This window comes from Mucilaginibacter sp. Mucisp73, from assembly GCF_059491465.1.
The window spans coordinates 6,622,274-6,638,210 of sequence record NZ_CP168507.1; the positions used below are offsets into that span (position 1 = coordinate 6,622,274).

Annotated in this window: 16 protein-coding genes; 12 read left to right on the top strand and 4 right to left on the bottom strand. The window is 42.8% G+C overall.

Going from position 1 to position 15,937, the window contains the following annotated elements; translation table 11 throughout:
• Positions 1-148 precede the first annotated feature (148 nt).
• The 3 genes from ACEN82_RS27580 to ACEN82_RS27590 all read left to right on the top strand — a co-directional run bounded on the left by ACEN82_RS27580 (position 149) and on the right by ACEN82_RS27590 (position 3,285).
• A complete protein-coding gene (locus ACEN82_RS27580) occupies positions 149-2,050 on the top strand; it encodes a WG repeat-containing protein (protein ID WP_413321772.1) in 1,902 nt (633 codons plus the stop codon).
• Positions 2,047-2,691, top strand: a complete 645-nt coding sequence (locus ACEN82_RS27585) for a DUF2306 domain-containing protein (RefSeq protein ID WP_090535026.1) — start codon at positions 2,047-2,049, stop codon at positions 2,689-2,691. Before ACEN82_RS27580 ends, ACEN82_RS27585 begins: the two co-directional genes overlap by 4 nt.
• 159 nt (positions 2,692-2,850) lie before the next feature.
• Positions 2,851-3,285, top strand: coding sequence for a hypothetical protein (locus ACEN82_RS27590; protein ID WP_413321774.1), 435 nt, complete (start codon positions 2,851-2,853; stop codon positions 3,283-3,285).
• Between the two features lie 84 nt (positions 3,286-3,369).
• Here the strand turns inward: ACEN82_RS27590 and ACEN82_RS27595 are convergent, their stop codons facing one another.
• Positions 3,370-3,927 (bottom strand): DUF922 domain-containing protein, encoded by a 558-nt coding sequence (locus tag ACEN82_RS27595; RefSeq protein WP_090534801.1) that lies wholly within the window; start codon positions 3,925-3,927, stop codon positions 3,370-3,372.
• A gap of 26 nt (positions 3,928-3,953) precedes the next feature.
• Entirely contained in the window at positions 3,954-4,901 is a 948-nt protein-coding gene (locus ACEN82_RS27600; RefSeq protein WP_090534803.1) for an SPFH domain-containing protein, read from the bottom strand.
• Between the two features lie 94 nt (positions 4,902-4,995).
• Between ACEN82_RS27600 and ACEN82_RS27605 the strand changes: the two genes are divergently transcribed.
• Positions 4,996-5,184, top strand: a complete 189-nt coding sequence (locus tag ACEN82_RS27605; protein ID WP_090534854.1) for a hypothetical protein — start codon at positions 4,996-4,998, stop codon at positions 5,182-5,184.
• A gap of 190 nt (positions 5,185-5,374) precedes the next feature.
• Here ACEN82_RS27605 and ACEN82_RS27610 read toward each other — a convergent pair whose 3' ends face one another.
• Both ACEN82_RS27610 and ACEN82_RS27615 read right to left on the bottom strand, forming a co-directional pair.
• A complete protein-coding gene (locus ACEN82_RS27610) occupies positions 5,375-6,517 on the bottom strand; it encodes a CapA family protein (RefSeq protein WP_413321776.1) in 1,143 nt (380 codons plus the stop codon).
• A gap of 62 nt (positions 6,518-6,579) precedes the next feature.
• Positions 6,580-7,185, bottom strand: a complete 606-nt coding sequence (locus ACEN82_RS27615; protein ID WP_090534806.1) for a C40 family peptidase — start codon at positions 7,183-7,185, stop codon at positions 6,580-6,582.
• A gap of 467 nt (positions 7,186-7,652) precedes the next feature.
• Here ACEN82_RS27615 and pdhA point away from each other — a divergent pair, with 467 nt between their 5' ends.
• The 8 genes from pdhA to trpC all read left to right on the top strand — a co-directional run bounded on the left by pdhA (position 7,653) and on the right by trpC (position 15,813).
• Positions 7,653-8,648: a pyruvate dehydrogenase (acetyl-transferring) E1 component subunit alpha gene (gene pdhA, locus ACEN82_RS27620; protein ID WP_413321777.1), complete on the top strand. Its 996-nt coding sequence runs from the start codon at positions 7,653-7,655 to the stop codon at positions 8,646-8,648.
• Between the two features lie 139 nt (positions 8,649-8,787).
• Entirely contained in the window at positions 8,788-10,443 is a 1,656-nt protein-coding gene (locus ACEN82_RS27625) for a dihydrolipoyl dehydrogenase family protein (protein WP_413321778.1), read from the top strand.
• A 164-nt stretch (positions 10,444-10,607) separates the two neighbouring features.
• Positions 10,608-11,267: a hypothetical protein gene (locus ACEN82_RS27630; RefSeq protein ID WP_413321779.1), complete on the top strand. Its 660-nt coding sequence runs from the start codon at positions 10,608-10,610 to the stop codon at positions 11,265-11,267.
• 61 nt (positions 11,268-11,328) lie between these two features.
• Positions 11,329-11,574, top strand: a complete 246-nt coding sequence (locus ACEN82_RS27635; RefSeq protein ID WP_413321780.1) for an integrase core domain-containing protein — start codon at positions 11,329-11,331, stop codon at positions 11,572-11,574.
• A 243-nt stretch (positions 11,575-11,817) separates the two neighbouring features.
• Entirely contained in the window at positions 11,818-12,243 is a 426-nt protein-coding gene (locus ACEN82_RS27640; protein WP_413321781.1) for a cytochrome B, read from the top strand.
• Between the two features lie 248 nt (positions 12,244-12,491).
• A complete protein-coding gene (locus ACEN82_RS27645) occupies positions 12,492-13,901 on the top strand; it encodes an anthranilate synthase component I family protein (protein WP_413321782.1) in 1,410 nt (469 codons plus the stop codon).
• Positions 13,902-13,981: 80 nt separating this feature from the next.
• Entirely contained in the window at positions 13,982-14,602 is a 621-nt protein-coding gene (locus ACEN82_RS27650; RefSeq protein ID WP_495644053.1) for an anthranilate synthase component II, read from the top strand.
• 428 nt (positions 14,603-15,030) lie between these two features.
• Positions 15,031-15,813: an indole-3-glycerol phosphate synthase TrpC gene (gene trpC / locus ACEN82_RS27655; RefSeq protein ID WP_090534816.1), complete on the top strand. Its 783-nt coding sequence runs from the start codon at positions 15,031-15,033 to the stop codon at positions 15,811-15,813.
• The last annotated feature ends 124 nt before the right edge of the window (positions 15,814-15,937 follow it).

Here is a 15,937-nt window from a genome sequence, read left to right on the forward strand (position 1 = left end):
ATTAAAAGCCGCCCCCCGAATACTTATAATTGATGTTATATAGATTTTAGCTATATAGTTATTGTGTAATATAAGTAATATTTATAGGCTTGTTTTTAAGGAGTTTAGCCTGCTTTTACTATTTCAAAAAATAGCTTACCTTGGTTGTATGAAAACCAAACCTATCCTTATTGTTGCAGTTTCTGTTATTGTATTAACTGTTAGCGGGTACTTTATTTTCCGTGGAAAATCCAAACCGTCAACCAGCAGCAATGAAATAAGCAACTTTTTAAAAGCATTCAAAGCTCAGGTTATAAAAGGCAATCGCGATTCATTGATGAGTTATTTTGCCGATAAGCAAGCATCTGAACCTATAAATAAATTAATAACAACCCTAATCAACAAACAGCAAAAAAGCGGCGAAGAGGATGTGTCTTTTAACATAGAGCTGAATGTAGAGCAGGCCGAAATTACGCAGATCAATCCTCAAATCGCCACAGCCGTTGTTCCTGTTACCTTTAGCGAACAGCATCTGGATACAAGGCATTCGGGCATAACTTTTACCATTCAAAAAAACGAGCAAAACAAACTTAGCATCTACCAGGTAGATGCTCGTAATTTCATGAGTGATTATATAACCTACCGTAATACCGCGTGGGAGAAAAAATATACAGATAAAGAAATTTACAGCCCGGAAACACTGAAAGCATTCTTAGATGCAGGCAATTTATTCGCTAAATATGATAGCGTAATATGGTTTACCCATTTAAAGAAACAGACATATTTTTATGTAGTAAAGGGGAAATGGGATTACTATAACTTAATGAAGGATACTGCCAAAATATATAAAATAGGATTAATCGGACCCGATTATAAAGAAGTAATCCCTGCTGAATATGACCTTATTCATAACATCAGCGGCACGTTCCCTGATCTTATTGAAGTTGAAAAAGATCGTAAGCGGGGTTTTTACGACCTTAGTGGCAAAGTTGTAATTCCCGTTGAATATGACCAGATATTTCCGGTTAATGACACCGAAAACCTCGCCGCATTAAGAAAAGGCGATGAGTACTTTTGGTTAAAAAACGACTTTTCTGTGTCCGAAAAAGCCGAGGTTAAAATCAGTGAGCTGTTTTCAAAACTTAAGCAACCAAACTCATTTACATTGACCAAAAGCCCGGCTGGTGACATCACCGAGTTTAACTCGCGCGAGCAGCACAGCAGCATTTATATACCTCCTTCTTACCTTGTTGACCTTGGGTTGATCCGAAAGATTCAGGAGTTTAAAAATCCGCTGCGAAACCATGTTGACTTTGTAGCCACAAGTTCACAGTATATAGTAAAAGCGAAGGCATTGCCAGTAAAAATATCCACGGAAAACAACAGTTGGTTGCAAAGTGCTTATTATTCTATCCGCGATTACTTTATTGGAGGCCGTTCCGAATTCTATGACACCAATAATATGGTGTTGATAGATAACAAAAACAACAAGATTTATAGCTATGAAATTAACACTGATATTAACTCCGAAGAAGGTGGTAGCGAATTAAGCGGAAGCTGCAATGAGTATAATATCAATGCTATCAGCGATTCGCTGCTGGAGGTAAAAGTAACCACCACTGCTAACATCGAACTTTATAATAACACCTTTATTGATGAATTACCCATATTTCACCTTTTAAAAATTGAAAATGGTAAAGTAAAAGAGGCCATGAATACCAAAAGGGTATTTGCTTTTACTAAATACCAAAAAATAGACGACCATTTTATTAATGGCTGTTATGTTTATGGTAAACTTGATAATGGAAAATATAAAACTTCAGTCGGAAGGCCAATTTCGTCCGAAGTATTGAGGTATATGAAAAACGAGATCTACGCCGATTATAACTACAAGTTTAAAGACAAACGATGGACGGATATTTTCACGCAGCAGTTTTATGATCGTTATAAACCGGAAAACATCAGCGTTCAGGATTCGCTTACCGAGATTGATAAGTATAACATCCAGTGGATAGACCAGAAGCTTAAAGGATTGCCGGCAATAAAGCCTAATGTACTTGCAGCTAAATGAGCATTACAACCCGCATATTGAGATACTTTGCCTTTTTTTGGGTGTTTGTGCTTTGTGCGGGCACATTTATTCAATACTGGGATTTTAATCATGACTCCTACTTTTTGCACATCAAACAAAAGGCGGTTGAAACCGGGTGGTACCTGCCTGCTTTTTATTGTCATATTATAGGCAGCAGTGTGATCCTACTGGCCGGATTCTTTCAGTTTTCAAAAAAGGTATATAATAATAAAGCGCTGCACAGGGCATTGGGAAAATTGTATGTGTTTGGTGTGCTTTTTTTTGCTGCGCCGGGAGCCTATGTCATGACGCTTTTTATAAACCGGGGAACGGGTGTATTCATATCTTTTTTATTGCAAAACACATTGTGGGCTGCTTTTACACTGGCTGCGTTTCTGCTGATAAAAAAAGGAAGGATTGACGATCACATCAAAATGATGAACCGGAGTTATGCCCTCGCCTTCGGCGCGGTTACCCTGCGCTTTTATATCTGGCTGTTTACTGTTTTAGGTAATGGCGTAAATTTTCATAATAACTACCTCATCATTGCCTTTTTAAGCTGGGTACCTAATTTGATTTTGGCTGAAGTTATTAATAGGTATGGTAAAAGGCCGGTTGAGGTAGAGCGAGAACCGGTGTAAAACAAAAGCGTCATTGCTGTAAAGGAACAAAGCAGTGACGCTAATGCGCATTAATGCCACCTCTTGAGAGCATAGTCGTCAATTTAAGGAATAGTATGAAAATTTTTAAGAGCAAGAATCGGCCAACCAAACCTGACAGGGTTATTTAAACGCTTAAAAGTGGAATTATTTGACCTAGGATTTCTTGATATCCTGAGGAAAGAGACGGGAGTGATCAAACGTTTAAGGAAGATAAGCGGAGCAGATCTTCTGGATACGCTGCTATTTGACAGCAATCAATCATTTAATGGCATGAGTATGCAGCTGATGTTAAGGCAGTCATTTAATATATCGAAACAGGCTTTGCATCAAAAGTATAATGAAGGGCTGACGGAGTTTATCAAAGGAGCCCTGGAGCGACTTTTAGCGATAGAATTGCCTTGTAGAGAGATACAAGGTCTTGAGATCAACATCAAGGACCTCCACCGGTCTGCCTTTCAAAAAAATAGAAATAAAACTATGAGAGCAAAAATACATAAAGTTTGCCTTTACGGGCAAACTACGTTCTGCCCTCAATCTCAAAAAAACAAACTCATTTTTATTGCTTTCGCTTAAATTGACGGCTATGCCCGGAAGGGAATCGCGCAATCCCTCGCTTTTACTCCTTAGGCAAAGGATGTTTGAGCATGCAAAAAAAAACTAACTCTCCGTATCCCCTGGCAAAAACTTAAGCTTCTGCTGAAAATACACGTCCCAGCTATGCTGTTGCTTGCGATCTGTCATGTGAGCCGTATCCTCATCATAATCGGCATTGAGCTGTTTGTACTTGGCGTCGATACGGTTAAAAATGGCCATGGCTTCGTAGTTGTAATTATTGCTGAAACGGGTATTGCTTACTATGCGTAGCAGCTCCTGCTGCTCTAAAAAGGCAATGGTGTAATGGCCCTGCTCATGTTTCAGTATTTCGCTGAGTTGCTGCGGCGTATTAACCCTGCTTTTATCAAGCCATGATTTATTGTTGTTAAGGATGAGCCTGATGTTAAAATTCAGCCGGTAACCCCTGCCTTCGCGCCGGGCCTGGTACCGGTAATCGATGGTGCAGTTGGTATAAGCTACAACGCCGCCGGCATTAGCCCGCGGCGTTCCCCAAAAATCATTGGCAGTTAGCTGGTGAAATGACTGTGCCGAAGCAGGCGCAATCATCATTAAAAAACACATGGCCGCAGGGCCTATCACTTTCACTATATTTCTTTTCATTTAAAAAAACTGGCGGTTTCAAACTTTTACTTTTTGACGTTGTCGGTATGTAAAAGGTTTAAGGCCATCATTTCTTTTAACGTATGTTGCATCTGATCGGTTGAGCCATCCAGGAAAATAACATTCCCTTTTGAGTTTTCGGAAAAGTGTTTGATGGATTCTGTCCACATGGTGAACAAAATCACCGAGGTATCCATGTTGGCTTCGGCCATTTCTTTAGCGGCTACAGTCATACCGCGGGCAACTTCCTCGCGGAACAGCGCAATTCCCTGGCCACGTAATTGAGCTGCCTCACGCTCGGCCTGGGCCGAAATTTTGATAGCGTTACCCTCGGCCTCGGCAGCTTTGGTTTTGGTGATGAGCAGGGCCTGGCCTTCGTTTTCGGCAGCGGCCTTCAGGTTGTTTGATGCCACCACCTGGCTCATTGATTTCATGATCACATCATCAAAAGTAATATCGTTTAACTGGAGGTCCTGCAGGTGGTAGCCCCAGCCTTCCAGTATCACATCCAGTTGCTCTTTTACGTGTTCCACAATATCGCGGCGTAATATCAGTACCTCGCTCTGGCGTTTGGTAGCTACAAAAGCACGGATGGAGCCTTCAACCGTACGGATCAGGGCCTGCATCAGGTTGCGTTCGTCAACAAATTTAAAAGCTACGTTTTTGATGGTTTCTTCCTGTTGGTCAAGTACCGAGTACAGCAGCATGGCCTTAAAATACACATTGGCCTGGTCGTAAGTTACCGCCTGGAACTCCAGCTCAACCGAGCGGTTTTGGATAGAGATTTTGGAGTAAATGTTTTCTATAAAAGGGATCTTAAAATTAAGTCCCGGGGTTAGGATGCGGCGGTATTTGCCAAATACGGTGATAACTACTATAGTGCCCTGTTTTACAGACACAAACGAGGTGAAAATAGTAATAAGGATAACAACAAAAATGATGATTGTTATCAATGATCCAAATGATTCGGGCATGGTTTGGTTTATTATGTTTAAAATAAAAGTAGCATTAATTATTGGTGTGTTATTTGTTTTTTAAAAAATGCTTATAAAAAACAACACACCTGTTATGAACTTAAAACGAACTTTTGGAGCTATATTGAGCGTGCTTGGTATAGTTGGCCTTATTTATACCGGTGTAGCTATCATAAACCATAGCGCGCAAATAACCACCATGGTGGTAATAGGTATTATCTCATTAATATTTTTTACAACGGGTATCAGCCTGGTGCGGAATACTAAGGATGAAGCGGCTTAAATAGCGTGTTAGCTGCAAATCGCATAGTTTACTCACCAGGTCTACGCTTCGCTGGACCACCCTCTCTCCGGCTGTGCCGCAAAGGGTAGGAAGAAATTAAAACCCCCTCTTTGCGCAGCAGAGAGGGGTGACGAGCGTAGCGAAGTCGGGGTGAGTAGATACGGCGTTTAATTCCTGCCCTGGTATCTATTTATAAATTCTCGCTCTGAATAGCCGGGTTAAGGCTGATCTCGCCCGTGTCGGATATAAGTAATCCCGCATTCGGGAAGTCGGCTTCTGTAAGTTCCCTGATCCGGATAGCAGCACGGTTAAGCGAATCAAGTTCAAGCCCTTTATCATGCGCTTGCCTTAGGGATATGATGCGTCCGTTTAAAAACTCCCCCTTTTTGTTCAGCTTTACTTTTAATAATGGCGCCAGGCCGCAAACGCCTGCCACGCTTACCGATTTATAAGTACAAAAATTACCGAGACTGTAAGCGATCAGCCGGTTTTTATAAACCTCCATTGCCCGGCTCACGTGCGGGCCATTGCCCAATATAATATCTGCACCGGCATCAATAGCATTATGGGCAAAGGCATTTACATCGCCACGTTTTTCACTGATGAAGGATTCCATTGCAAAAGGAATATGTTCACAAGCTACGCCCTCGCCGCCACCATGAAATGATACAATGAGAATATCACATTGCTGTTTCAGTTGGCTTATGATACGGGCTGCGTTCTTTAGGTCGAGAATAGGCAGGGTATTGGCATTGGGGGCAAAAGCGCAAAAGCCATATTTAACACCGTTACGTTCGAACACTGTGGAGGGGTGGCTAAGCAATCCGCCATAATTAATCCCTATGCTATCAAGCACGTGAGTGGTACTCATCCGGCCCGTATCGCCAAAGTCGCCTATATGGTTATTGGCCAGGCTCAGCAAGTTAAAACCGGCGTTTTTAAAAACGCCTGCATAGGCTGTAGGCATCCTGAACAAGTAAGCCTTACTTCGTTGATGCAGTTTATAATGGGCGGGGGTCCCTCCGTCAAGCAAGCTGCCTTCAAGATTGCCAAAAGTTACGTCGGCGTTTCTTAGTTCGTTAGCTATTACATTAAAACTGTTTTTCGCACTGTCGGGGGGGAGGGTATAATTATTAGGGTACGATGTTCCGAGCATCATATCGCCAACAGCGGCAATGGATATGGATGAATCAGGCTGAACAACTGCTGTAGTTGTTGTAGTGGCAGTATCGGGTTTAGGTGCAGGGGCCAGGATTTGTTTTTTATTTGGCGGATGGTTACACGCCTGTAAAAACAGCGCCAGGCAGGCTGCCGTAAGCAATAAAAATTTCATTATAAAAAAAATCCCCTCACCAGGATGAAGGGACCAAATTAGTTTATTTATTTCAAAATCGTTTAGTTCTTGCTTTCGTCTACGTCGTCGCCCATATCGTTGTTACCCGTCGATGCCGAACCTTTAAACTCGTCTTTAAACGAGGCTAACAACCTGCCGCCTTTATAAAAGAAACGGCTGTAGTAAGCATCGTCAAGGCTACTGATGGCTACACCCCTTGACGAGGCATGAGCAAATTTATTATTACCTAAATAAATACCTACATGTGAAATGCTGCGGCTGTGGATCTTAAAGAAAACCAAATCGCCTTCTTTTAACTCATCTTTACCAACAGGGTTAACCATGCTGAAAATATCGCGTGAGTTACGTTTAATATCGAGGTTAAAAACTTCGCTGTACAATTCTTTGGTGAAGGCTGAGCAGTCAATGCCTCTTCTTGAGCTTCCGCCAAAATGGTAGGGGGTACCAATCCAATCGTAAACAAAGTGAAAGAGTTTCATGTTTGAGGTAGCAGATAAAGCAACTCCCATAATTTGGGAAAAGTATGCTTTACCTAAACTTTCCTGGTCGTCTTTGTTATCATCACTGGTGCTTTGGGCACTTTTGGTTTGAGCTTGTGAAGCTACGACGCTGAAAAGTAAGGCAATAGCCAGGGCAAATTTCTTCATTTAATCAGTTTGTTTGTTGAGTTAGGACAACAAATTGTTTATTAAATCAGACACTATGTCTATCGTGCTCTACAAAACTATTTATATTTTTTAAAATTGCAAATAAATGCAGCTTATTTTTCAAAAAATATAAAAAAGCGCTTTTTATTACACATCCTTTTAATAAACAGGCTTTTGTACGTGTATTAATGTAATTTGGTTGTAATTATTTAAAGGCTTTTTTTAGTCTTTTGCGAAAAACAACCCTTCTAAAACTTCGTAAAACGATAATTTATTGCGCCGTGGTGTGTTTTTTTAAGTTCTATTTTAACCTGCCGGACTATGCCAAACTCATAAACAGCCAGTTTGTTGTGTTTAAACACACTTTAAGGCCACCGAATAAAATTTTGCAACAATTTGCTTGAGGTTTCGATATTTTGCAGGATATAATTAGATTTGCGCTTTACTCCAAAAAGGTTGTTTAATACATGAGTTCAATCGAAATAAACAAGGACACCTACCTGATGTGGTACGAACAGATGCTATTGATGCGCAGGTTCGAAGAAAAAACAGGACAGTTATACGGACAACAAAAGATCAGGGGCTTTTGCCACTTATATATTGGGCAGGAGGCTGTTTTAGCCGGAGCCATGTCTGTAATTAAACCTGAAGACAGCATGATCACCGCATATCGCGATCATGCTCATGCACTTGCTAAAGGTGTAACTCCAAACGCCATTATGGCCGAAATGTATGGTAAAGCTACCGGATGCTCAAAAGGCAAAGGTGGTTCTATGCACATGTTTGATAAAGAAAAACATTTTTATGGTGGTCACGGCATTGTGGGCGGCCAGGTACCACTGGGTGCCGGGATTGCTTTTGCCGAAAAATATAAAGGTACCGAGTTTGTGAACATTGCCTATATGGGTGATGGTGCCGTACGCCAGGGCGCGCTTACCGAAACCTTTAATATGGCTGCGCTTTGGAAACTGCCTGTAATTTTTGTTTGCGAAAACAATGGTTATGCCATGGGTACTTCTGTTGAGCGTACAACCGCGCAGACTGATATTTATAAATTAGGCCTGCCTTATGGAATCCCTTCATCGCCGGTTGATGGTATGGATCCTGCTGCGGTACACGTAGCAATGGACGAAGCTGTTCAGCGCGCGCGCGCAGGTGAAGGCCCAACTTTCCTTGAAATGCGTACTTACCGCTATAAAGGTCACTCCATGTCCGATCCGCAAAAGTATCGTACTAAAGAGGAGTTGGAAAGCTATAAAGCGAAAGACCCTCTTGAGGCTACCAAACAAACTATCCTTGCCGAAAAATATGCTGATGAAGCATGGTTTGACGAAATGGACGCTAAGATCAAAGCTATTGTTGACGAAGCTGTGAAGTTTGCTGAAGAATCGCCATGGCCGGAGGCATCTGAATTATATACAGATGTTTACGTTCAAGAAGATTACCCTTATATAAGGGACTAAGTTTTAAGTCGAAAGTACTAAGTCGAAAGCCTACAGTCTTTGCGGTCAAAAAAAAAGACTTCAGGCTAAAAACTTCAGACTTTAAACTTCACGATAAGAACTAACTATATTTATACTGAATTTATAATACTATTAATATATGGCCGAAGTAGTAAAAATGCCTAAAATGAGCGATACCATGACCGAAGGGGTATTGGCGAAATGGCATAAAAAAGTTGGCGACAAGGTTAAATCGGGCGATGTACTGGCCGAGATTGAAACTGATAAAGCTACCATGGATTTTGAATCGTACCAGGATGGTACATTGCTGTATATAGGTATACAGGAAGGTGCTGCCGCCCCGGTTGATTCTGTAATTGCCATTTTAGGTAAAGAAGGTGAAGATTATAAGTCTTTACTTGACCAGGCTGGCAGTGGCGCTGCCGCAGAGCCTGTTAAGGAAGCGGCACCAGCTGCCGACAAAGCACCTGCCGCTACTCCGGCACCAGCCGCACCTAAGGTTGATTTATCAAGCATTCCGGCTACGGTTATCCGCATGCCATTATTGAGCGACACCATGACCGAAGGTACCATTGAAAAATGGAACTTTAAAGTTGGCGATAAAGTAAAAGCAGATGATTCACTGGCTGATGTGGCAACCGATAAGGCTACCATGGAAGTTGTGGGTTACGAAGCCGGTACCTTGTTATATATAGGTGTTAAAGAAGGGGAAGCCGCTAAAGTAAATGATATTATTGCCATAGTAGGTAAAGAAGGTACCGACATCACCCCGCTATTACAGGATGGTGGTTCGGCTCCTGCCGCCGCTGAAGCTGCACCTGCCACTGAAACTAAAACGGAGGCGACTGCAACTGCACCTGCCACTGAAACTTCTAACACTGATGATAGCCGCGTAAAAGCATCTCCGCTGGCACGTAAAATAGCTAAAGATAAAGGTATCAACCTTAATGATGTAAAAGGAAGTGCCGAAGGCGGCCGTATCATCAAAAAGGATGTGGAAGAATATACACCGTCGGCTAAACCGGCTGCGGCTCCTGTTACTGAAGCTGCACCTGCTGCCGCTCCGGCTGCTGCTGCAAAAGCACCTATCGTATTGCCAACCTTTACAGGCGAAGAGAAATTCAGCGAAAGGCCGGTTACTCAAATGCGTAAAGCTATCAGCCGCCGCTTAAGCGAAAGCTTGTTTACTGCTCCGCATTTCTACGTAACCATGAGCATTGATATGGATCAGGCTATTGTGGCCCGTACCCGTATGAACGAGATCGCTCCGGTTAAAATTTCATTTAATGATTTTGTTGTTAAAGCCTGCGCTGTTGCCTTAAGGCAGCATCCTGCTATCAACTCATCATTCTTAGGCGATAAGATCCGCACTAATGAGCACGTTCACGTTGGTGTTGCCGTTGCTGTTGACGAAGGTTTATTGGTACCGGTTATCAAATTTGCCGATGGTAAATCATTAAGCCATATTTCGGTTGAAGTGAAAGAGTTTGCAGGCAAAGCAAAATCTAAAAAACTACAGCCAAACGAAATGGAAGGTTCAACCTTCACCATTTCAAACCTTGGTATGTTTGGCGTTGACGAGTTTACGGCCATCATTAACACACCAAACGCATGTATCCTTGCTGTAAGCGGTATTCAGGCTGTTCCGGTTGTTAAAAATGGTGCGGTAGTACCTGGCAACATCATGAAGGTTACCCTGAGCGCCGACCACCGCGTGGTTGACGGCGCTACAGCTGCCGCCTTCTTGCAAACATTAAAACAATTATTAGAAGAGCCGGTAAGGCTGCTGATATAATTTATTGATTTCGAATATCGGATTTTCGATTTCGGATTTTGAAAAGCGATGGGTTTAGGCTCATCGCTTTTTTTGTTTATGGGATAAATTATAAACCATGTCATTGCTGTAAAGGTTATATAATTCGGTAACAGAATTAGCTTTATACCATTAGCTAATAAGTTATGCGAAACAATAATGATGATCTAACGCTGAAGCGTAATTACTTAAAGACTTATCGGCAGTTAATTCTTGAGTATGACCAGGTAAAGGCAAAGCAACATCCAATCTTCAGATTTGCTAAAGATTTCTATGCAGCCCATCATACAGACAGGCGTAGTTTTCGTAAATATTACAACCGTTTTAAACAATCGGGTAATGAGGAGGATCTGCTACCTGGTAAACGTGGCCCGAAGTGCCAAACCAGGCGTCCCTCATTACAGGATGAAGCCCAGGTACTGGAGCTGCGCGCACGGGGCTGCAATAAATTTGAAATAGCGGAGCGGATCAAACAAAAAGCCAATACCTTTACACCATCACCTTCAGGGGTATATAATATCCTGAAACGATATCAGCAGAATCGTTTAACGGTAGCCAATAAGGAACAAAAGCGCAGGATCATCAAAGAACGTATGGGTCAGTTAGGACATATCGATTGTCACCATCTGGGTAAAACAGTCATTCGCGGACAGCATAGAAAGCTTTATCTGCTCTGTGTTTTAGATGATTATTCCCGTTTGGCATGGGCAGAGTTATACAGCCTTAACTGCAATGTTTACAGCATTACGCTGTATGCAGGCCCTCAAGCGGGAGTTCGGCATCCAGTTCGAGGAAATCATAGCTGACAACGGGCCCGAGTTTGGCACTTCCGCCAGTCTGAACAAAAAGAATCATCCCTTTGAAAGAATGCTGGTAGAAACAGGCATCAAACGACGCTATATGCAGCCTTACCGGCCGCAAACAAACGGCAAGGTTGAGCGGTTCTGGAGGACTCTTAAAGAGGATCTAATTGAAGATACTGATTTTGACAGTTTTGAAGAGCTTGAAGATGAATTGCTAAAATACCTTTATTATTATAATTGGGAAAGACCACATCAAGGTATTAATGGCAAAAAGCCAATCGATATGGTCTCCCTAAACAACAAAAAATAAAACTATTCATTCTGTCATCGAATTACTAAACTCTTACAATTGCGAGGAGCACAATGGGAACGAGCCGAGGTGCGACGCGGCAATCGCATGCTATACAGAGCGGCCGTGCTTCCGTGCGATTGCCATGCTGCGCTCGCAATTGACATTTTTTTATTAACGGCAGTTTATGTCTGCAAAAAATGACCCAATGACCTAATGCCATCAATGAGCTATATGTTGTATATTCACGGCAAATTTTGATGTATGACACTTTATAGCTTTTTTAAGGAATTCCATTCCGGTTTCAGGTACATTGTTATTGTACTGGTATTGCTGGCCCTTATCCGCGCGTTTATGGGCTGGCTGGGTAAAAGACCTTACGGCGAGGGCAACCGCAAGCTTAACCTGTTTGCCATGATCTCGGTACATACGCAATTTTTGCTGGGAATTATTTTGTTTTTTATCAGTCCGATGGTGCAGTTTAGCAAGGAGACCATGAAAAACCCTGTCACCCGTTATTTTACGGTTGAGCATTGGGTAATTATGCTTATTGCCATTGTTTTGATCACTATCGGTCACAGCAAATCGAAGAAAGCTGCCCTGCCAGAGGCTAAGCATAAAGCCATCGCTATCTTTTATTTGATCGGGATTGTACTTATTTCGGTAGGTATTATGCTTATTCCACAGTAATTCTACGTAGCTAATAGGATTTAGCAAATAAATAATTTCACAAAAAATTTGACAATTCAAATTTCTTTATAAATTTGTGACCGCGATGATTAAAAACACACATAAAAACAGCTGGTGGCACCAATTAAATTGGCAGCCGGCTTGCGCTTTTTGATCAGAGACAACCTAATCAATTGTGAACCTAAATAGGAAACCCGGCGACCCCAATTCGCCGGGTTTTTTTGTTTTAAGATATTTGAAAAATAAACATGAGCACATTTAAAATTACTACTACTTATAAAAAGCTGCTGGCCGATACCACCACACCGGTGAGCATTTACCTTCGCCTGCGCGATGTATTCCCCAACTCGCTGCTGCTGGAAAGCTCGGATTATCACAGCCGCGAAAACAGCACCAGCTATATTTGCTGCGAACCGCTCAGCGGTATAGTGCTCAATAACGGTATCCTAAAAAAACAATATCCCGATGGCAGCCAGGAAGTACATGAGGCTGGTACGTTTGATTTGATTGAACAGCTTAACAATTTTACCGGTAGCTTTGAAACCGACTCGCTGCCGCTAAAAATGATCACCAATGGCTTGTTTGGTTACTTTACCCACGAGGCCGTTGAACATTATGAAACCATTAAACTAAAGCAAAGCGATGATGCTACACGCCAGATCCCGGTGATGCAGTACCATATTTACAGGTACATCATCGCTATCGATCACTTTAAAAATGAACTTTACATATTTCATAATCAGTCCGAAGGTGCACCAACCAATGGCGGTATCGAAAAACTGGAATACCTCATCAAAAACAAAAACTTCCCCGAGTATAGCTTTAAAAGCAATGGCGATGAAAAATCGAACCTTACCGGCGATGAGTTCATTGCCATAGTGGAGAAAATGAAGCAGCACATTTATCGGGGCGATGTTTTCCAGATAGTGCCTTCAAGGGCTTTCTCCCGTACTTTCCTGGGCGACGAGTTTAACGTTTACCGCGCCCTGCGTTCTATCAACCCATCACCATACCTGTTTTATTTTGATTTTGGCGATTTCAGGATCTTTGGCTCGTCGCCCGAAGCGCAGATCACCATAAAAAATAATGTGGCTAACATATTCCCGATAGCCGGAACATTTAAACGCAGCGGTGATGATGAGCGCGATGCCGAGCTGGCCCGCAACCTCGAGAACGACCCCAAAGAATCGGCAGAACACGTAATGTTGGTTGACCTGGCCCGTAACGACCTGAGCCGTCATTGTGAAAATGTAACCGTGAAGGCATTTAAAGAGGTTCAGTATTACTCGCACCTGATCCATTTGGTATCACACGTAAGCGGAAAACTGAAGCCCGGTGTATCGGCCTTTAAAGTTGTAGCTGATACTTACCCGGCGGGCACGCTGAGCGGCGCTCCAAAATACCGAGCCATGGAGATCATCGATGAAAACGAAAATATAAAACGCAGCTTTTACAGCGGTGCTATAGGTTTCCTGGGCTTCAACGGAGATTTTAACCATGCTATTATGATCCGTTCGTTTTTGAGCAAGAACAATACGTTGCATTACCAGGCAGGTGCTGGCATAGTCGCCGGTTCGATCCCCGAAAGTGAGCTAAGGGAGGTTGATACCAAGATCTCTGCTTTGAGAAGGGCTTTTGAACTGGCGGAGGAGCTGTAGGCAACGCCCCCTAACCCCCTAAAGGGGGAATTATAGCGGATAATTTAGATTTTAATAGATTTTTTAAGATATATATAACAATGAACGAAAATATAAATACACCCTCTTCAAGCACCCCCTTTAGGGGGCGGGGGGGGATTCTGATCATAGATAATTACGATTCCTTTACCTATAACCTGGTGCATTTGGTTAACGAGCTCGGCTTGGAATGTGAGGTTTGGAGAAATGATCAGTTTGCCATTGAGGATGTGGAGGCTTTTGATAAGATCATCCTATCGCCGGGGCCGGGCATTCCTTCAGAGGCCGGTTTGCTGCTGGATGTTATAGCAAAGTATGCACCCACCAAAAGCATATTTGGGGTATGCCTTGGTCAGCAGGCTATTGCCGAAGTATTTGGCGGGAGCCTGTACAATCTTAACCAGCCTATGCATGGTATCGCGACGCCGATAAAAGTAACCGATGGCGATGAAGAACTATTTGCCGGTTTGCCCGATAGCTTTAAAGTTGGACGTTACCATTCATGGGTAGTAAGCGGGAATGACCTGCCCGATTCATTGCAGGTTACCGCTATTGATGAAGCCGATAATTCTATCATGGCGCTTAAGCATAAGCAATATGATGTAAGGGGCGTACAATTCCACCCCGAATCAATCCTGACCGATTATGGTAAGGAAATGATGCAAAACTGGCTTAAGGCTTAGTTTTAAGGAATAATGATAACTTTGAAAAATTGATATAACGTCTCATCAGGGTCTCTCGCAGAGGACCCTGCGGGGACAGAAGGACCCTCGCGGGGAGCAGGACACTTAGCGGTGCGCGGTGGCCGCGTTAGGGATTGCAGTGAAAAGCCCACAGCGCGGGTTGGGATTGGGGGCAGGAAAAGCGAGGACTTGCAACGAAAAGCCCGGGCCGCAGGCAACGTACATGTTATAAAATTGATTAAAAAATACACTTATTAACCAATAGCTTACAACTATGTCATTATAAGGAAGAGAGCAATTAGCCCCCTCTAAATCTCCTACGGAAAGGAAGATTTAAAAAGTATTTAAAATCCTCTCCTCTGGACGGGGTTGGGTAAGACTAATTGCTTCGCGCCCCGCAATGACATAAATATTAGTGCTTCGATCCTATGACGATACTTGATAAAATAGTTGCCAACAAAAAAAGAGAAGTTGCTTCGGCAAAAAAACGTACATCATATACCGTACTTGAAGAATCGGATCATTTTCACCGTGAAACTTATTCATTCAAAGAATTTTTGCTCGATCCGTCACGCACCGGTATCATAGCCGAGTTTAAGCGTAAATCGCCTTCAAAAGGTATTATTAACGACAAGGTGCGGGTTAGCGCCGTTACAACAGATTATGCCGCTGCCGGCGCTTCGGCACTTTCGGTTTTAACCGACCGTAACTTCTTCATGGGCCGGAAAGCCGATCTGGTGAAAGCGCGTTCGGTAAACAGCATCCCTGTATTGCGCAAGGATTTTATGATAGATGAGTACCAGGTAATAGAGGCCAAGTCATTAGGCGCCGATATTATCCTGCTCATAGCCGCTATACTTACACCTGCCGAAATTGATACCCTGGCCAAACTTGCCAAAAGTATAGGCCTTAACGTATTGCTCGAGGTGCATAACCTCGAAGAACTGGAACGCAGCATTAACCCCAACCTGGATGCCATTGGTGTAAATAACCGCAACCTGGCCGATTTTACCGTGTCGGTTGAAACATCTTACAAATTGGCTAAACATATCCCCGCCGAGTTTATGAAGATTTCGGAAAGCGCCATCAGCGATCCCGAAACCATCAGGCACCTTAAACTGGAAGGTTTCAATGGTTTTCTAATTGGCGAAACTTTCATGAAACAACAGGATCCGGGACAGGCAATGCGTGATTTTGTGGCTTTGTTATAAGCCAATCCGGATCTTTAAAATACTATTATATCGCTGCCGGAGAGTGAATGATTACCGGCAGATCCCGTAATTGTACGAGGTACACTATCGTGCCTCTTTTATACCTGGTTATTTTCCTAACCGG